Annotated in this window: 18 protein-coding genes; 2 read left to right on the top strand and 16 right to left on the bottom strand. The window is 68.9% G+C overall.

Annotated features, from left to right (window positions below; translation table 11 throughout):
- The first annotated feature begins 14 nt into the window (after window positions 1-14).
- On the top strand, window positions 15-716 hold the full coding sequence (locus tag AFER_RS10735) for a TetR/AcrR family transcriptional regulator (protein ID WP_015797799.1): 702 nt from the start codon (window positions 15-17) through the stop codon (window positions 714-716).
- Here the strand turns inward: AFER_RS10735 and AFER_RS01700 are convergent.
- Both AFER_RS01700 and AFER_RS01695 read right to left on the bottom strand, forming a co-directional pair.
- On the bottom strand, window positions 670-1476 hold the full coding sequence (locus AFER_RS01700) for a Formiminotransferase domain-containing protein (RefSeq protein ID WP_015797798.1): 807 nt from the start codon (window positions 1474-1476) through the stop codon (window positions 670-672). The genes AFER_RS10735 and AFER_RS01700 overlap by 47 nt on opposite strands.
- A 9-nt stretch (window positions 1477-1485) precedes the next feature.
- Window positions 1486-1779, bottom strand: a complete 294-nt coding sequence (locus tag AFER_RS01695; RefSeq protein ID WP_015797797.1) for a WhiB family transcriptional regulator — start codon at window positions 1777-1779, stop codon at window positions 1486-1488.
- Between the two features lie 137 nt (window positions 1780-1916).
- Between AFER_RS01695 and AFER_RS01690 the strand changes: the two genes are divergently transcribed.
- Complete coding sequence (locus tag AFER_RS01690) at window positions 1917-2177, top strand: hypothetical protein (protein ID WP_015797796.1); 261 nt, start codon at window positions 1917-1919, stop codon at window positions 2175-2177.
- A gap of 173 nt (window positions 2178-2350) precedes the next feature.
- On the opposite strand, the gene AFER_RS01685 is transcribed toward AFER_RS01690, so the two are convergent.
- From AFER_RS01685 to AFER_RS01615, 14 genes are all read right to left on the bottom strand, one after another.
- A complete protein-coding gene (locus tag AFER_RS01685; RefSeq protein ID WP_015797795.1) occupies window positions 2351-2944 on the bottom strand; it encodes a hypothetical protein in 594 nt (197 codons plus the stop codon).
- A gap of 399 nt (window positions 2945-3343) precedes the next feature.
- Entirely contained in the window at window positions 3344-4777 is a 1434-nt protein-coding gene (locus AFER_RS01675; RefSeq protein WP_015797794.1) for an MFS transporter, read from the bottom strand.
- A 135-nt stretch (window positions 4778-4912) separates the two neighbouring features.
- Window positions 4913-5767, bottom strand: a complete 855-nt coding sequence (locus tag AFER_RS01670; RefSeq protein ID WP_015797793.1) for a methylenetetrahydrofolate reductase — start codon at window positions 5765-5767, stop codon at window positions 4913-4915.
- On the bottom strand, window positions 5764-6633 hold the full coding sequence (locus AFER_RS01665) for a bifunctional 5,10-methylenetetrahydrofolate dehydrogenase/5,10-methenyltetrahydrofolate cyclohydrolase (protein ID WP_015797792.1): 870 nt from the start codon (window positions 6631-6633) through the stop codon (window positions 5764-5766). The genes AFER_RS01670 and AFER_RS01665 overlap by 4 nt, the downstream gene beginning before the upstream one ends.
- A gap of 8 nt (window positions 6634-6641) precedes the next feature.
- On the bottom strand, window positions 6642-8135 hold the full coding sequence (purH, locus tag AFER_RS01660) for a bifunctional phosphoribosylaminoimidazolecarboxamide formyltransferase/IMP cyclohydrolase (protein WP_015797791.1): 1494 nt from the start codon (window positions 8133-8135) through the stop codon (window positions 6642-6644).
- Window positions 8120-8758: a phosphoribosylglycinamide formyltransferase gene (purN, locus tag AFER_RS01655; protein ID WP_015797790.1), complete on the bottom strand. Its 639-nt coding sequence runs from the start codon at window positions 8756-8758 to the stop codon at window positions 8120-8122. Before purN ends, purH begins: the two co-directional genes overlap by 16 nt.
- A 25-nt stretch (window positions 8759-8783) precedes the next feature.
- Window positions 8784-9671: a succinate--CoA ligase subunit alpha gene (gene sucD, locus AFER_RS01650; RefSeq protein WP_015797789.1), complete on the bottom strand. Its 888-nt coding sequence runs from the start codon at window positions 9669-9671 to the stop codon at window positions 8784-8786.
- On the bottom strand, window positions 9668-10816 hold the full coding sequence (gene sucC / locus AFER_RS01645; protein ID WP_015797788.1) for an ADP-forming succinate--CoA ligase subunit beta: 1149 nt from the start codon (window positions 10814-10816) through the stop codon (window positions 9668-9670). Before sucC ends, sucD begins: the two co-directional genes overlap by 4 nt.
- 2 nt (window positions 10817-10818) lie before the next feature.
- Entirely contained in the window at window positions 10819-11307 is a 489-nt protein-coding gene (locus tag AFER_RS01640) for a cobalamin B12-binding domain-containing protein (protein ID WP_015797787.1), read from the bottom strand.
- Window positions 11308-11357: 50 nt separating this feature from the next.
- The gene (locus tag AFER_RS12750) at window positions 11358-11741 is read right to left on the bottom strand and encodes a WhiB family transcriptional regulator (RefSeq protein WP_015797786.1); all 384 of its coding nucleotides are present in this window, start codon (window positions 11739-11741) and stop codon (window positions 11358-11360) included.
- Between the two features lie 106 nt (window positions 11742-11847).
- Window positions 11848-12063, bottom strand: a complete 216-nt coding sequence (locus AFER_RS01630; protein ID WP_015797785.1) for a hypothetical protein — start codon at window positions 12061-12063, stop codon at window positions 11848-11850.
- 71 nt (window positions 12064-12134) lie between these two features.
- On the bottom strand, window positions 12135-12737 hold the full coding sequence (locus AFER_RS12555; RefSeq protein WP_015797784.1) for a DUF2510 domain-containing protein: 603 nt from the start codon (window positions 12735-12737) through the stop codon (window positions 12135-12137).
- A 3-nt stretch (window positions 12738-12740) separates the two neighbouring features.
- Entirely contained in the window at window positions 12741-13016 is a 276-nt protein-coding gene (locus AFER_RS01620) for a hypothetical protein (RefSeq protein WP_015797783.1), read from the bottom strand.
- Window positions 12991-13689 carry a succinate dehydrogenase iron-sulfur subunit gene (locus AFER_RS01615; protein ID WP_041662031.1) on the bottom strand — a complete coding sequence of 233 codons (699 nt, stop codon included), beginning with the start codon at window positions 13687-13689 and terminating at the stop codon, window positions 12991-12993. Before AFER_RS01615 ends, AFER_RS01620 begins: the two co-directional genes overlap by 26 nt.
- Between the last annotated feature and the right edge of the window lie 20 nt (window positions 13690-13709).

Below are 13709 nucleotides of genomic sequence, written 5' to 3'. Positions count from 1 at the left end.
GCAGAGGGGAGCACATGCAGGCCGACACACGGGCTCACCGACTCCCAGCCGAGCGTCGGCGAGCGCTCATCCTGGACGCGGCGCGAACGGTCTTTGCGCAGCGTGGGTTCGAGTCGGCGTCGATGGACGAGGTAGCACGCCATGCGCGGGTGACGAAGCCCGTCATCTACCAGCACTTTGCCTCGAAGCGCGCCCTCTTTCGTGAGGTCATCGACGGTGCCGGGGCCGAGCTGGCGCGCGCGATCGCCGAGGCGACGCGCGGCGTCGAGAGCCCCCGCGTGCGGCTGTGGTCTGGCATCCGCGCGTTCTTCGCCTTCGTGCACGCGCACCGCGCGGCCTACCTCGTGCTCTTCGGGCCAGGTGTCTACCGCGACGTCGAGTTTCAGTCGATCGTCGTTGGTATCGAGCTGGCGATCGCCGATCTCGTTGCCGAGTCGATCACAGGAGCACCCAGCGAGTCCGATCGGCTGCTGACCGCACGGGCACTCATCGGCCTCGCCAACGGCGCGGCCGCCGCCTACATCGACGACGTCGACGACGACGAGCCGAATCGGCCGTTCGAGGCCTCACTGGCGGCGCGCTACGCCGAGCGCACCGCCGCTCTGGCGTGGGCGGGGTTGCGACACCTCGGTCGCAGCGATGTCGCCACCACCGAGTCGTCGGCACCGCTCACGCTGGGAGCGGCAGGCCCCGAGCCAGGAGTCTCACCTCGATAGTTCGGTCTGGTCCAAGATCGAGCTCCGCCCAACGCTCGGCAGGGATGTCGTCGAGCACCCAGCGAGGCACCAACCCGACGAGCTCGCACACGCGCACGGACACTCGGGAAGCGATGCGATCCACGACTTGGGCAGGCCCCACGACCCGAGGGTCGATCAGGTTCATCGACACCTGCACTCGACGACCGGCCTGGAACGCGAGCGCACGCACCGCAGGTCCCCGAAGCTCCCGAGCGACCTCGCGAGCCACCTCGAGGCTCGCATCGACCACGACGTTGTAGGCGACGAGCGGGCCCCGGGCACCGACGCAGGAGGCACCGAGGCGCGGATTCGGCCGAGTCGGCCGGAGATCGGGGGCGAGATCGCGAAACGCTCGACGGCGCACCTCCGGCAGGCCGCGCTCCGGACCATAGAAGAAGACCGGTACCGAGAGTTCGCTCGCAAGCCGCGCACCCATTCGATTGCGAGCCTCGATCGCCGCATCCAACGACGCGGTACCGAGCGGGACGAACGGAACGACGTCGATCGCACCGAGCCAGGGGTGGACACCGACGTGGTGCCGAATGTCGAGGAGGTGAGCGGCGGCCTCCGCTATCGACCACGCCGCATCCTCGACCATGGGACCAGCGAGGGTGAACACGCTGCGATTGTGGTCGGCGTCGACGTGGACGTCGAGGAGCGCGGGGGCTGCTGCCTGGACGATCGCCTCAACCGCACGTGTCTCTCGCCCTTCGGCGAGATTGATCACGCACTCGAGCACACGGCGAGGCTAGACGTCGCGAAGAGGCGCTCGCACCGACGAGAGCTGCTGTGAGAGGAGGCGACGACGCGCACGTTCGGAGGCGCCACCCCACACGCCGTGATCGATCCGATGATCGAGGGCGAACTGCAGGCACTGCTCGCGGACGTTGCACTGAGCGCACACCCGGCGAGCCTGGACGACACCAGCACCGTCGGTCGGGAAGAAGAACTCGGGATCCATACCACGGCACGATCCAAACGCCATCCAGGGCTCGCTCACGAGCGCACCTGCCTCGGGCGCTGAACCTCGCTCTGTCGCCATGCTCCCTCCCTCTGCAGGTGACGGCCCACGTGGCTCTGCGATGCGAGAAGCTACCATAGAGTAACTTTCTGCGCAAGCGGACGCACCCTCTCGAGCCTCAGTCACGATAGGCTGGCGCACCGAGCAGAGGAGGGGCGATGCCCGAGGACGAAGCACCGGTACCCATCAGGGCGCATGCACGCATCCGCTACCTGGGCCCGGTCGCTCCTCACTGGGAGATCGTGACGACGAGCGGCGATCGCCGAGTGGGCGAAGAGTTCGCGCAGAGGACGAACGCGCGGCTCCTCATGCTCCCAGCGCACGACCCACAGTTCCGCCGCAACCAAGCGCGGGTCGAACGCGACGCCGAACGTGAGGGCATCGCCCTCACGTGGGACCTCGGCGACGAAGCTCCTTAGTCGCTGACCCAGCCACCGGCATCGCCGACACAGCTCGTGCGGGACCGTCGCTGCACGTGGAGCGACCCGGCGTCCACGATGTCGTCGGCGCACAGAGCCCACCGTCGTGGTCGTACGGTCACGCCGACCGGCGCCGGCTCCTCGCCGCTGCCAGCACGCACCGCTCTGGTGCGCTAGGCAGATCGACCGCGTCGACGACGCTTGCGCCGATCCACGCGGTCGAGATCCACGTCGATCTCACCGGTCTCGGCGAAGATGCGATGCTTGGCCGCGAGGCCAGCGAGGAAACCGCTCGGCGCGGCGACGACGCCCTCGTCGACGTCGTCCCAGGTGGCGGGCGTCGTAGACGCCGTGGTGAGCTCGGCCGGAGCCGCCCCAGCGTCCCGTCGGCCGAACTCGGCGACGACCTCTGCACGCTGGGTCTGCTCGAGAACCTGGAAGACGGCGTCAGCGCGAGCGACCGGTGTGCCTGGCCGTGCGCCAGCCTGATCCTCGGCAGGTGACGGCGGCGCCACCGCCGATGCAGCCACGGCATCGGCGACGTCTGCCTCGCCAGCTCCCCTCGGCGCGCCGTCATCGCTCGGCACGGTGGCGTCGCCATGCTCTACGGGCGAAGGGACGAGCCCTCCTCGCGACGCCGCCGAGGCCACATCGTCCACGGCACCATCACCCCCGACGAGGGTCACGAGCTGGGGACGAACAACCGGTGGCCCGTCGACGAGCGCGGCGACACGCTCCAGCGTTTCCCAGAAGGACGGCTCGCTCACACTGGCCTCATCGTCCTGAGCCTCCCGAGACTTGAGCCAACCCGCACGACGCTCGTCGGCACCACGATCGGACCGTCTGCGATCGCACCGAGTCCGTTCCTCGCACAGTAGCACGCGCATCCGACCCACGTCAGCCACGCGGACACACCGTCGGCGTCTCGCGGCGCACGGCTCGAGCCACCTCGCCCAGAGGGAGCCGTCGCAGGACGCAGGCCGGCGCCGACCGCGCCCACGCGAGCTTTGCGGCTCCCCGACGACGGTGACGGCACCACCGCGGATCTCCGGTCACGGCGGCGGCCTCGACGTTCACACGAGCCGCACGGCACCACCCGCGAGCAAAGCCGACGAACCCCGACCTTCCGGTCGGGGTTCGTCGATCACCTCCGATGAGGAGGTCGCTCAGTCTTGTCCGGCCATCCGCTGCTGGTTCGAAGCCCGGCGCAGGTACTCCTGGGCCGCCTCTGCGAGCTTGAGCTCGCCGGTGACGTCGTCGAGGGAACGCTGCGCAGGCTCAGGAAGCACCAGGGTCACGAGGAGGCCGAGGACCGCCATGCCGAAGGAGAACTCCAGGGCTCCACCCACGCCGAACGCGCTCTTGACGATCGGGAAGATGAAGACACCGAGGAACGCACCGAACTTCGCGATCCCCGCCGAGAGACCGTGGCCAGTCGAGCGGGCGCTCGTCGGGTACACCTCAGCAGCGAGCACGAACGTCGTGAGGTTCGGACCGAACTCCGCGAAGAAGTAGCTCACGCCGAAGAGCACCAGGAACGGCAGCACGTCGTGGGTCACCCCGGGGATCACCCCGATGAGGAGAAAAGCGAGGCCCATGAACGTGAAGCCGATCAGCTGCAGGCGCTTGTGACCGATCCGATCCATGAAGAACGAGGCGAGGTAGTAGCCCGGAACCGCCGCCACCGTGAAGACGATGAGCTGCAGCGCGATCGCCTCCGTGAGCACGTGCGCCCCGTGCTTACCGAGCACGCTCTTGACGATCAGAGGAGCCGAGACCGAGTTGCCGTAGTAGGCGTAGTCGAACACGAACCAGCTGCCCGCCGTACCCAGCAGATACAGGAGGTAGGTGCGGTTCGAGAGGAACTGACCGAGGCGCAGGCGCAAGGTCGGCTCGGCGACCGCGGCCGCATCCACGACACCGCCCGAGTACGCCTTGAGGTCGCGCGCTGCGGTCGCAGCGTCGCCCTCCACGCGAGCGCGGTAGCGAGGCGACTCAGGCATCTTGCGGCGCAGGTAGATGACCGCCGCCGCGGGAACCGCACCGAGGCCGAGCATCAGGCGCCAAGCGAGGTCATGATTGACGCCCGCCGACAAGAGCGCGAGCGCGACCACGTACCCAGCGACGGTACCGAGTGCCTGCATCGAGAAGACGAGCCCGACGAGCCGACCGCGCGAGCGCACGTTGGCGTACTCGGTCATGAGCACGGCCGACATCGGGTAGTCGCCCCCGACGCCGAGACCGAGGATGAACCGGAAGACGAGCAGCCAAATGAGGCTCGGGGAGAACGCCGAGGCGACCGCTCCGAGCACCATGAGCCCGGCCTCGAGACCGTAGGTGCGCTTGCGGCCGAGGACATCCGCGAGCCGCCCGAGGATCACCGCTCCGAAGAAGGCCGAGAGCAACGTGATCGAATTGATGAGGCCGGTCTCGGTCGACGAGAGCCCCCACTGCTTCGCGATCAAGGTCGTCGCCGTGCCGATGATGAACAAGTCGTAGGCATCGGTGAAGAACCCCATGCCTGCGACGAAGATCGACCTCGTGTGGAACCGACTCAGCGGCGCCTCGTCGAGGGCCGCGTCGACGGATCGATCACTCATGGATCACTCCTTCCTCGAGTGACTCGCGATACCAGCGCCATTCGCTGACGGGTTCAGTCTTGCGGAGTTCGGCGACGGGTCGGTTGCGCTGAGTTTGCCTCACGCTGACCAGACGGTGAACGTTCGGCAAACACCTCAACTGACGCGACGATGGCGCCGATCAAGGCGCTCCAGCAGCCACGCCGTCGTCTCGGGTTGGTTCATCGAGAACAGGTGCACCCCGGGACTCCCCTCCTCGAGGGCGGCGCTGGCGAGCTCGCCGACGACCGTCCTCGCTCGAGCCGGCCCGTCGGGACCCTCGAGTGCCTCGACCAACTCCCGCGGGACGCGAACCGCGGCCATCTCCCCCATGCGCAGGAGCTGGCGGGGCGAGCGTGGCACGAGGAGCCCGGGGATCACCGGTCGGGTCACCCCCCGACCGCGAAGCGCGCCTCGCAGTCGGGTGAGCGCGGCGGCCTCGAAGTAGAACTGCGTGATGCCGAAGTCGGCACGCGCGAGCTTGGCAGCCTGGTGATCGAGGTCGTCCTCGAGGGAGCGCGCCTCGGGGTGGCCCGAGGGGTGCAGCGCGACGCCGACGCTGAGCTGGGTGTGCTGCCGAGCGAGTTCGACCAGCTCGAGTGCGTGACGACCGACGAAGCGCGCACGATCGTCGGGGTCGTCGAGCGGCGGGTCGCCCCGCAGGGCGAGCACGCCGTCAGCGCCGAGACGCTCGACGTGCGTGAGGAGCGCGACGAGTTGTTCTGGGCTGTGACCGGCCACCGCGAGGTGCGCCAGCACCCGATGGCCATCGGCGAGCACCCGTTCGATGAGCGCGAGGCTCTCGTGGCGGCTCGAGCCGAAAGCGCCGTAGGTCACCGACACGAATGCTGGCGGCAGGGAACGAAGCACGTCCAACGTGGCCGTGAGACGGTGCTCCTGATCGCTCGTGCGCGCTGGCCACAGCTCGACCGAACAGACTCGCTCGCCGTAGCGATCGAGCACGTCGCTCACGGCTCGCTCCGACCGGCTCGCCGCTCGGCCGCCTCGACGGTGTTGACGAGGAGCATGGCCCTCGTCATCGGTCCGACCCCACCGATGCGTGGCGTCACCCACGCAGCGACGTCCGCAACGTCGTCGGCGAGGTCCGAGAGCAGGCGCCGTCCTTCGAAGCTGGTGCCGGCACCGACCACCACGGCGCCAGGGCGCACCATGGCGCCGGTCACGAGGCCGGGGCTGCCAGCGGCTGCCACGACGATGTCGGCACTGCGAACGATGCTGGCGAGGTCGCGCACCCGCGAGTGAACGACGGTGACGGCTGCGTTGAGACCCGCTCGGGGCAGCGACGCGAGGATCGAGAGCGGACGCCCGATCGTCAGGCCCCGGCCCACCACGACGAGATGCGCACCGTCGAGGACGATCCCGTGACGGTGGAGCAGCTCCACGATGCCCGCCGGGGTGCACGCCACGACGCGCGGGCGTCCGAGCGCGAGCTCGCCCAGGTTCACCGGATGCAATCCGTCGGCGTCCTTGGCCGGGTCGATCGCCCAGAGCACGGCATCTGGGTCGAGGTGCCGAGGGAGCGGGAGTTGGACGATGAACGCGCTCACCTCCGGGTCCGCGTTCAACGACTCGACCGCCGCGAGGACGTCCGCCTGTGAGGCATCCGGGCCGAGGCGCACCACGCGAGACGCGATCTCCACGCTCGCGCAGTCGCGCGCCTTCATCTCGACGTACCGCGCACTCGCCGGATCGTCCCCGACGAGGATCGCCCCGAGCCCCACGCGCACGCCCGCCGCACGCAGGCGCTCGACCCGATCGCGCACCTCGGCGCGCACCTCGGCGGCGACGCGCTCCCCATCGAGCAGCTTGGCTCCCACCAGACCTCCTAGTGACGAAAGTGGCGTCTCGGAGCGACGAGCAGGCTCACGCCACGACCCTCGGCCACTGCACGAATCTCGTCGTCACGCACGGATCCCGCCGGCGCAACGACGCACGTCACGCCCGCGTCGATGAGGGTCTCGAGCCCGTCCGGGAACGGGAAGAACGCATCGGACGCGGCGGCACCACCCTGGGCGCGCGCACCGGCTCGCCCGACAGCGAGCCGGGCCGCATCGACCCGCGACGGCTGGCCCTGGCCGACACCGACCACAGCCCCCTGCCTCGCGATCACCACGGCGTTCGACTGGGTCGACGCGCACACGACGTGCGCGATCCAGGCGTCACGGCGCTCCTCGTCGGTGGGAACGCGACTCGTGACGAGTTCGAGATCCGTCGGCTCCTCGAGCTGATCGGGCTCTTGCACGAGGACCCCGCCCGCGACGCTGCGCACCCACCACGGCTCGTCGCGATCGATCGCGAGCTCGACGAGTCGCGTCTTCGGACGGCGGGCGAGCAGCGCCTGGGCAGCATCGTCGTCGATCGCCGTGGCGACGATCACGTCTGCCTTGGGGTGTGCGAGGAGCGCCTCGGCGACTGCCACATCGAGCACCCCCCCGAGCGCGACGACGCCCCCGAACGCCGAGACGGGGTCCCCAGCGAAGGCGAGCTCGTAGGCCTCGGCAAGCGTCGGTGCGACGGCCGCACCACACGGTCCGGCGTGCTTGACCACGACCGCAGCAGGCTCCGGTCCCAGCCGAGCGACGAGACGCGCCGCGGCGTCGGCATCAGCGATGTTGAGCCAGCTGGGCTCGAGGCCGCCGTGCCAACGGGCCTCGGCGAAGCCACGGCGGGTGCCGATCGGTGCATAGAGGGCGCCACGCTGGTGGGGGTTCTCGCCGTAGCGGGTCACGGCGACGCGCTCGAGAGGGAGGACCAGCGGATCGGGCAACGAGCCCTCTCCACCGCCCAGCCAGGTCGCGACCGCAGCGTCGTAGGCGCTCGTGGTCGCAAAGGCCTTGGCCGCCAGTCGCCGGCGCAACGGCCGGTCGACGTTGCCAGCGATGACCTCGTCGACGAGCCCGAAGTCGGCAGGGTCGACGAGCACGGTCACGCGGTCGGCGCTCTTGGCTGCAGCGCGCACCAACGAGGGACCACCGATGTCGATGAGATCGACCGACGGATCCGACGCGAACGGGTAGAGCCCGACGACGACGAGGTCGATCGGCTCCCAGCCGGCCTCTTCGAGCGTCGTCGCATGGTGAGGACGCTCGAGGTCGGCGAGGATCGGGCCGAACACCGCAGGATGGAGCGTCTTCACACGCCCGTCGAGCATGGACGCAAAGCCCGTCAGTTCCTCTACGGGCTCGAAGGGGACACCGAGGCCGCGGAGGGCCTCACCGGTGCCACCCGAAGCCACGATCCGCCAGCCGGCGGCGTGCAGCGGTCGCGCGACCCGCTCGAGACCGGCCTTGTCATACAGCGAGATCAGCGCTCGCGCCACGGACGAACCTCCTCGTCGATCGCTCGTTGCACACGAGCATCCTCCCACCACCGATCGCCGCCGACCCCCGCCCGAACGATCGCTCGCACGACCCTCGGATAGAGCTCACGCTCCGCGTGCTTGATGCGCTCGTGCAAGGTCTCGATCGAGTCGCCCCGCCGAACCCGAACCGGCTCTTGCTCGAGGATCGGGCCGGCGTCGACCTGCTCCACGACCACGTGCACCGTGGTGCCGCTGACGCGCACCCCCGCCGACAGCGCTTGGGCCACGGCGTCGTGACCAGGAAAGCTCGGGAGCAGCGACGGATGCGTATTGACGACGCGAGCCGGAAAGCGCGCGAGCATGGAACCGGCGAGGATGGTCATGAATCCAGCCAGCACCACGAGCTCGACCTTGGCCGCCTCGAGCACGTCGGCGACGGCGTCGGAGAACGCCTCGCGGTCGAACGAGTCTCGCCATCCATACGAACGACGATCCACCAGCGTCGAGACCAGGCCGGCGTCACGTGCTCGCTCGAGGGCCAACGCCGGCCGATCCGCGACCACCAGCGCCGGCACGACCCCGTGATCGACGAGCGACTCGAGGATCGTCCCTACGCCAGATGCCAGCACCGCGACACGCACGCCCGCCAAGCCTAGGGCCGCAGGGCTAGGCGAGACGCGAGACGACCTCCACCATTCGCTCGCCAGCCTCGGTGGGATTCTGCGCCACGATGGCACCCGCCGCTCGGAGGGCCTCGATCTTGGCCTGTGCGGTTCCCGACGAGCCAGACACGATCGCGCCGGCATGACCCATGCGCCGCCCCGGCGGCGCCGTAACGCCCGCGATATAGGCAACGACCGGCTTGGTCATGTGCTCTGCGATGAACGCTGCGGCGAGTTCCTCGTCCTGTCCACCGATCTCGCCGATCATGAGCACCGCCCGTGTCTCGGGATCTGCCTCGAAGGCCGCCAGACAGTCGATGAAGGTCGTGCCGGGAACCGGATCGCCTCCGATCCCGACGCAGGTCGTCTGGCCGACACCTTGCTGACTGAGCTCATAGAGCGCCTGGTAGGTGAGCGTCCCCGAGCGTGAGACGATGCCGACCGGTCCACCCGGACGCGCAATCTCCCCCGCGGTGATCCCGATGTTGCAGCGCCCCGGCGAGATGATGCCCGGGCAGTTCGGTCCGATCAGACGCGTGCCGGGGTAGTCACGTCGCAACACCGCAGCCACCATGGCCTCATCCTTGGCGGGGATGAACTCCGTGATGCACACGATGAGCGGGATCCCGGCCGCAGCTGCCTCGAGGATGGCCTCGGGAGCGAAGCGCGGCGGCACGACGATGAACGACGCGTTCGCGTTGGTCGCGGCTGCCGCCTCCTTCACCGTATCGAAGACAGGGATCCCTTCGACGTCCGTGCCTCCCTTGCCGGGCGTCACCCCAGCGACGACCTGCGTGCCGTAGGCCCGGTTGCGCAGTCCGTGGAACATGCCCTGGCGGCCGGTCAGGCCCTGGACGATGACCCGCGTGTGCTCGTCGACAAAGATGCTCATGCGACCGCCTTCGAAGCTTCCGCGACGGCGCGCTCGGCCGCCTTGATCATCGTCGGCTCGACGATGATGCTGTCCGACACAACCGACGAGAGAATGGCCCTGCCCTCGGCGGCGTTCGTGCCGTCGAGCCGGACGACCATGGGGAACGGAAGGCGCACGCGCTCGAGCGCGGCGACGATGCCTCGAGCAACCTCGTCGCAGCGGGTGATGCCGCCGAAGATGTTCACGAGGAGCGCCCGGACCTGCGGATCCGTCGCGATCACCTCGAGCGCCGCCGTCATCGTGTCGGCGCCGGCGCCTCCTCCCAGATCGAGGAAGTTCGCCGCTCGCCCACCGACCTGCTGGACCACGTCCAAGGTGGACATGGCGAGTCCGGCGCCATTGGCGATGATGCCGACGGATCCCTCGAGACCGATGTAGTTCAAGCCCCGAGCACGAGCGATCGCCTCGCGCGAGTCGAGCTCCTCGTCGGCCCGATACGCCTCCCACTCGGGATGGCGGAACGCGGCACTGTCGTCGAGCGTCACCTTGGCATCGAGCGCCCAGAGCTTGCCGTCGGATCGGACGATCAACGGGTTCACCTCGACGAGGTCGGCATCGCCTTCGACGAAGGCGCGATAGAGCGCACCCAACATCGCCGGCAGCTCCTCGCGACCCTCGTCGATCCCTGCGGTCGCAACGGCCTGTTCGGCGAGGGCCGGGGTCAGACCGTCGATGGGATCGATGTGCACCCGCGCAATCGCCTCAGGGTGCGTCCGAGCCACCTCCTCGATGTCCACGCCACCCATCGCCGAGAGCATGAGCAGGTACTGACGCGCCGTCCGATCGAGCGTGAAGCTGGCGTAGTACTCGCGGCGAATGTCGGAAGCCGGCTCGATCCAGACCTCCTTCACCCGATGGCCCTTCAGGTCCATGCCCAAGATGGCACCCGCTGCCTCGCGGAGCGCCTCCTCGGTGGCGGCCACACGGACGCCACCAGCCTTGCCGCGCCCGCCGACCAACACCTGGGCCTTCACGACGACCGGATACCCCAGCGTCTCGGCCGCGGCAACCGCCTCCTCGACCGTGACGCAGACCCGTCCCTCCGAGGTCGGCACCCCGAAACGGCGGAACAGGTCCTTGCCTTGGTACTCCTTCAGATCCACGCCTATCCTCCCTGCCCGGCTCCAGTGCGCTCCCGCTCATCGAGTTGCGCCTCGAGCCACGACGTGATCTCGGTCAGCGACGACCCTGGCGTGAACACACGGCCCACGCCGAGCCCGAGCAGGGCATCGATATCGTGCTCGGGAATGATGCCGCCGACGACGATCAGCACGTGTCCAAGGCCCTGCGCAGCGAGCGCGTCGACGAGCCGTGGGACGAGGGTCAGGTGCGCGCCGGACAGCAGCGACACGCCGAGCGCGTCCGCATCCTCTTGGAGCACGGTCTCGACGATCTGCTCGACCGTTTGGTGCAGACCGGTGTAGATGACCTCGAAGCCAGCGTCGCGCAGCGCTCGAGCGACGACCTTCGCTCCACGGTCGTGGCCGTCGAGTCCGGGCTTGGCGACAACCACTCTGTAGGGACGAAGCACGCGGGCAAGCCTAGCAAGGGCGTCCTTCGCGCTCCAGTCGAGCCGTCCCGTGGCCTGAGCCACGCTCGCCGATGCTTCGGCTCACACAGCGTCTCGCTCACACAGCGTCTCGCTCACACGACGAAGCGCCGGGCGCGCAGACTCCGTCGTTCAAGTTCGCTCAGGCCACCCCAGATGCCAAAGCGCTCGTCGGTCACGAGTGCGAACTCCAAGCACTCGAGGCGCACGCCGCATCCAGCGCAGATGCGCCGGGCCGACGTCGCCGATCCGCCACGCTCGGGGAAGAACGTCCGTGGATCGACGCCTCGACATCTCGCTTCACGCTGCCATTCGCCCGACAGCGCCCGGCTCCTCAGTCCAGCATCGTCCGCGTCGAAGCGGAGCGTTCTGAGACATGGCGCCGTTCCTTGACCGTCCCACGCTCGCAGCGGACCACGCCGAGCGTCGCCTGCCGACGACTGGTCCGACGCCCCGACAGCTGTGTGACTCGCGCCCATCGTTCCCCCCGTGTGCGCCGAGCACTACTCCCCCGGCAGTGCTGGGCTTAGTGTAGCGCCGCGACCTGAACGATCACCAGCGTCAAGGGTCGGCGCCGGGGGCGACCTAGCTCACGACGACATCGAGGCGTACCAACCCACACGCGTCGAGAAAACTCACGCGGTGGCGGATCGCCGCAAGCCAGGCCTCGCGGTCGAGTGCGAAGCGTTGCGCATCGCCCTCCTCGAAGTCGTGCTCCATCTCCGAGAACGCCTGATCCTCGGCATCGAGCAGCTCGCGATAGCGCACCAACAGATGATCGTCGATGAACGGTTCGCTCATGACTCCTCCTTGGGCAGGATGCCTGGAGGATAGCACACGGCGCTCGCCAGGGCGAGTAAACCGGCGCACGCTCACGCTCGACAGGACGCCACGTGCGCACCGCTCGCCGCGGTGTTCACCGCGTCGATGGCCGCACGCAGCGAGGCCGATCGCGGGGCCGCCTGCACCAACGCGACCGCGACGTTCGACCACGCGGCCGCGAGGTCGTCGAGGGCTTCGAGGTGTGCCTCGGAAGCAAGCTGCGTCAAGCGGGCCGCGCGCGACGCCGCCGCCGATCGAGCCGCCTTGGAGCTCGCCACGATCGCAGCCTGGCCGACGGGACTGTCTTCACATGCATGTCTCGCGAGCACCAGCACTTCGCGGTCGGAGATAACGGATGAGCCCTGCGACCGCGGCGACAGCGTCAACGCCACGAGCTGAAGCACAACACCTCCGAGCAGCACGCACGCGAGGACGATGCTGGCGATGCGCACGCCCTGCCTGGGGCGGCTCGTCGACGCGGGATGCGGCGGGCGCTCCGCGACCGGCGGCTGCGGTCGGAACTCAGCGAGGACGAGCCGCTCACGAACGAGCTCGGTCCATCCGTGGCCGTCGAAGTAGCGCAACCATCCCGAGCCGTCTGGATACCAGCCCGGTCGCTGTGGCGGACGAGTCGGGCGACGACTGCGAAGCACGGCTCACCCCCTCGAGCGGACCCCCGTCGCGCCCCTCAGCACCTTAGCGTTCCGGGCGAGGTCGGTCGCACCTCGCACGATGCGCACACCACCCGCACGCAGGGCCGCTCCGAGCTCAGCACCCCAGTCGTCGACCTCGACGACGACCTGGGCATCCTCCTCGGTGATCGCAGCAGGCTCGAGCACCCCGTCGACGAGGCGAAGGCCCTGGCGTCGCACCCCGTCACGCTCGCGAACGACGAGCGTCAGAACGTCACGCCCGGTCGGAGACGATGGCACGCTTCACCTCTTCGATGGCCTCCGTGACGGCGATGCCTCGCGGACAGGCCTGCGTACAGTTGAACGAGGTTCGGCAGCGCCAAACGCCGCCTCGCTGGTTCAAGATGTCCAGCCGCTCGGCGGCCGCACGGTCGCGGGAGTCGAAGATGAAGCGGTGCGCGGCAACGATCGCGGCAGGCCCCAGGTAATCGCCCCCAGCCCAGTACACCGGGCAACTCGTCGAGCAGGCACCGCACAAGATGCACTTCGTGGTGTCGTCGAAACGTGCACGCTCCTCGGGCGATTGTCGACGCTCTCGAAAGCCAGGGTCGTCGTCGTTGACGAGCCACGGCATGACCTGGCGATACTGGGCGAAGAACGGCTCCATGTCGACGACGAGATCCTTGACGACGGGCAGACCCCGCACCGGCTCGATGCGCAGCTCGGTCCCGACATCCTTGATGAGGGTGACACAGCTCAAGCGGTTCTCGCCGTTGATCAGCATGGCGTCCGACCCGCAGACCCCGTGCGCACACGAGCGACGAAAGCTCAATGATCCGTCGAGCGTCCACTTCACGGTGTGGAGCGCCGCGAGAACGGTGTCCGTCGGCTTCTGTCGCACCGTGTAGCTCTCCCACCGCGGGCGCGAGTCGGCCTCCGGATCGAAGCGACGGATCACGAGGTGAACGTCCACCTCCTGCATGGTGGCGTCGG

The sequence above is a fragment of the Acidimicrobium ferrooxidans DSM 10331 genome, assembly GCF_000023265.1.
Taxonomy (GTDB): Bacteria; Actinomycetota; Acidimicrobiia; order Acidimicrobiales; family Acidimicrobiaceae; genus Acidimicrobium; species Acidimicrobium ferrooxidans.
Note: the sequence above shows the minus strand (reverse complement) of the source record. Positions and strands in the feature narration are given on the sequence as shown.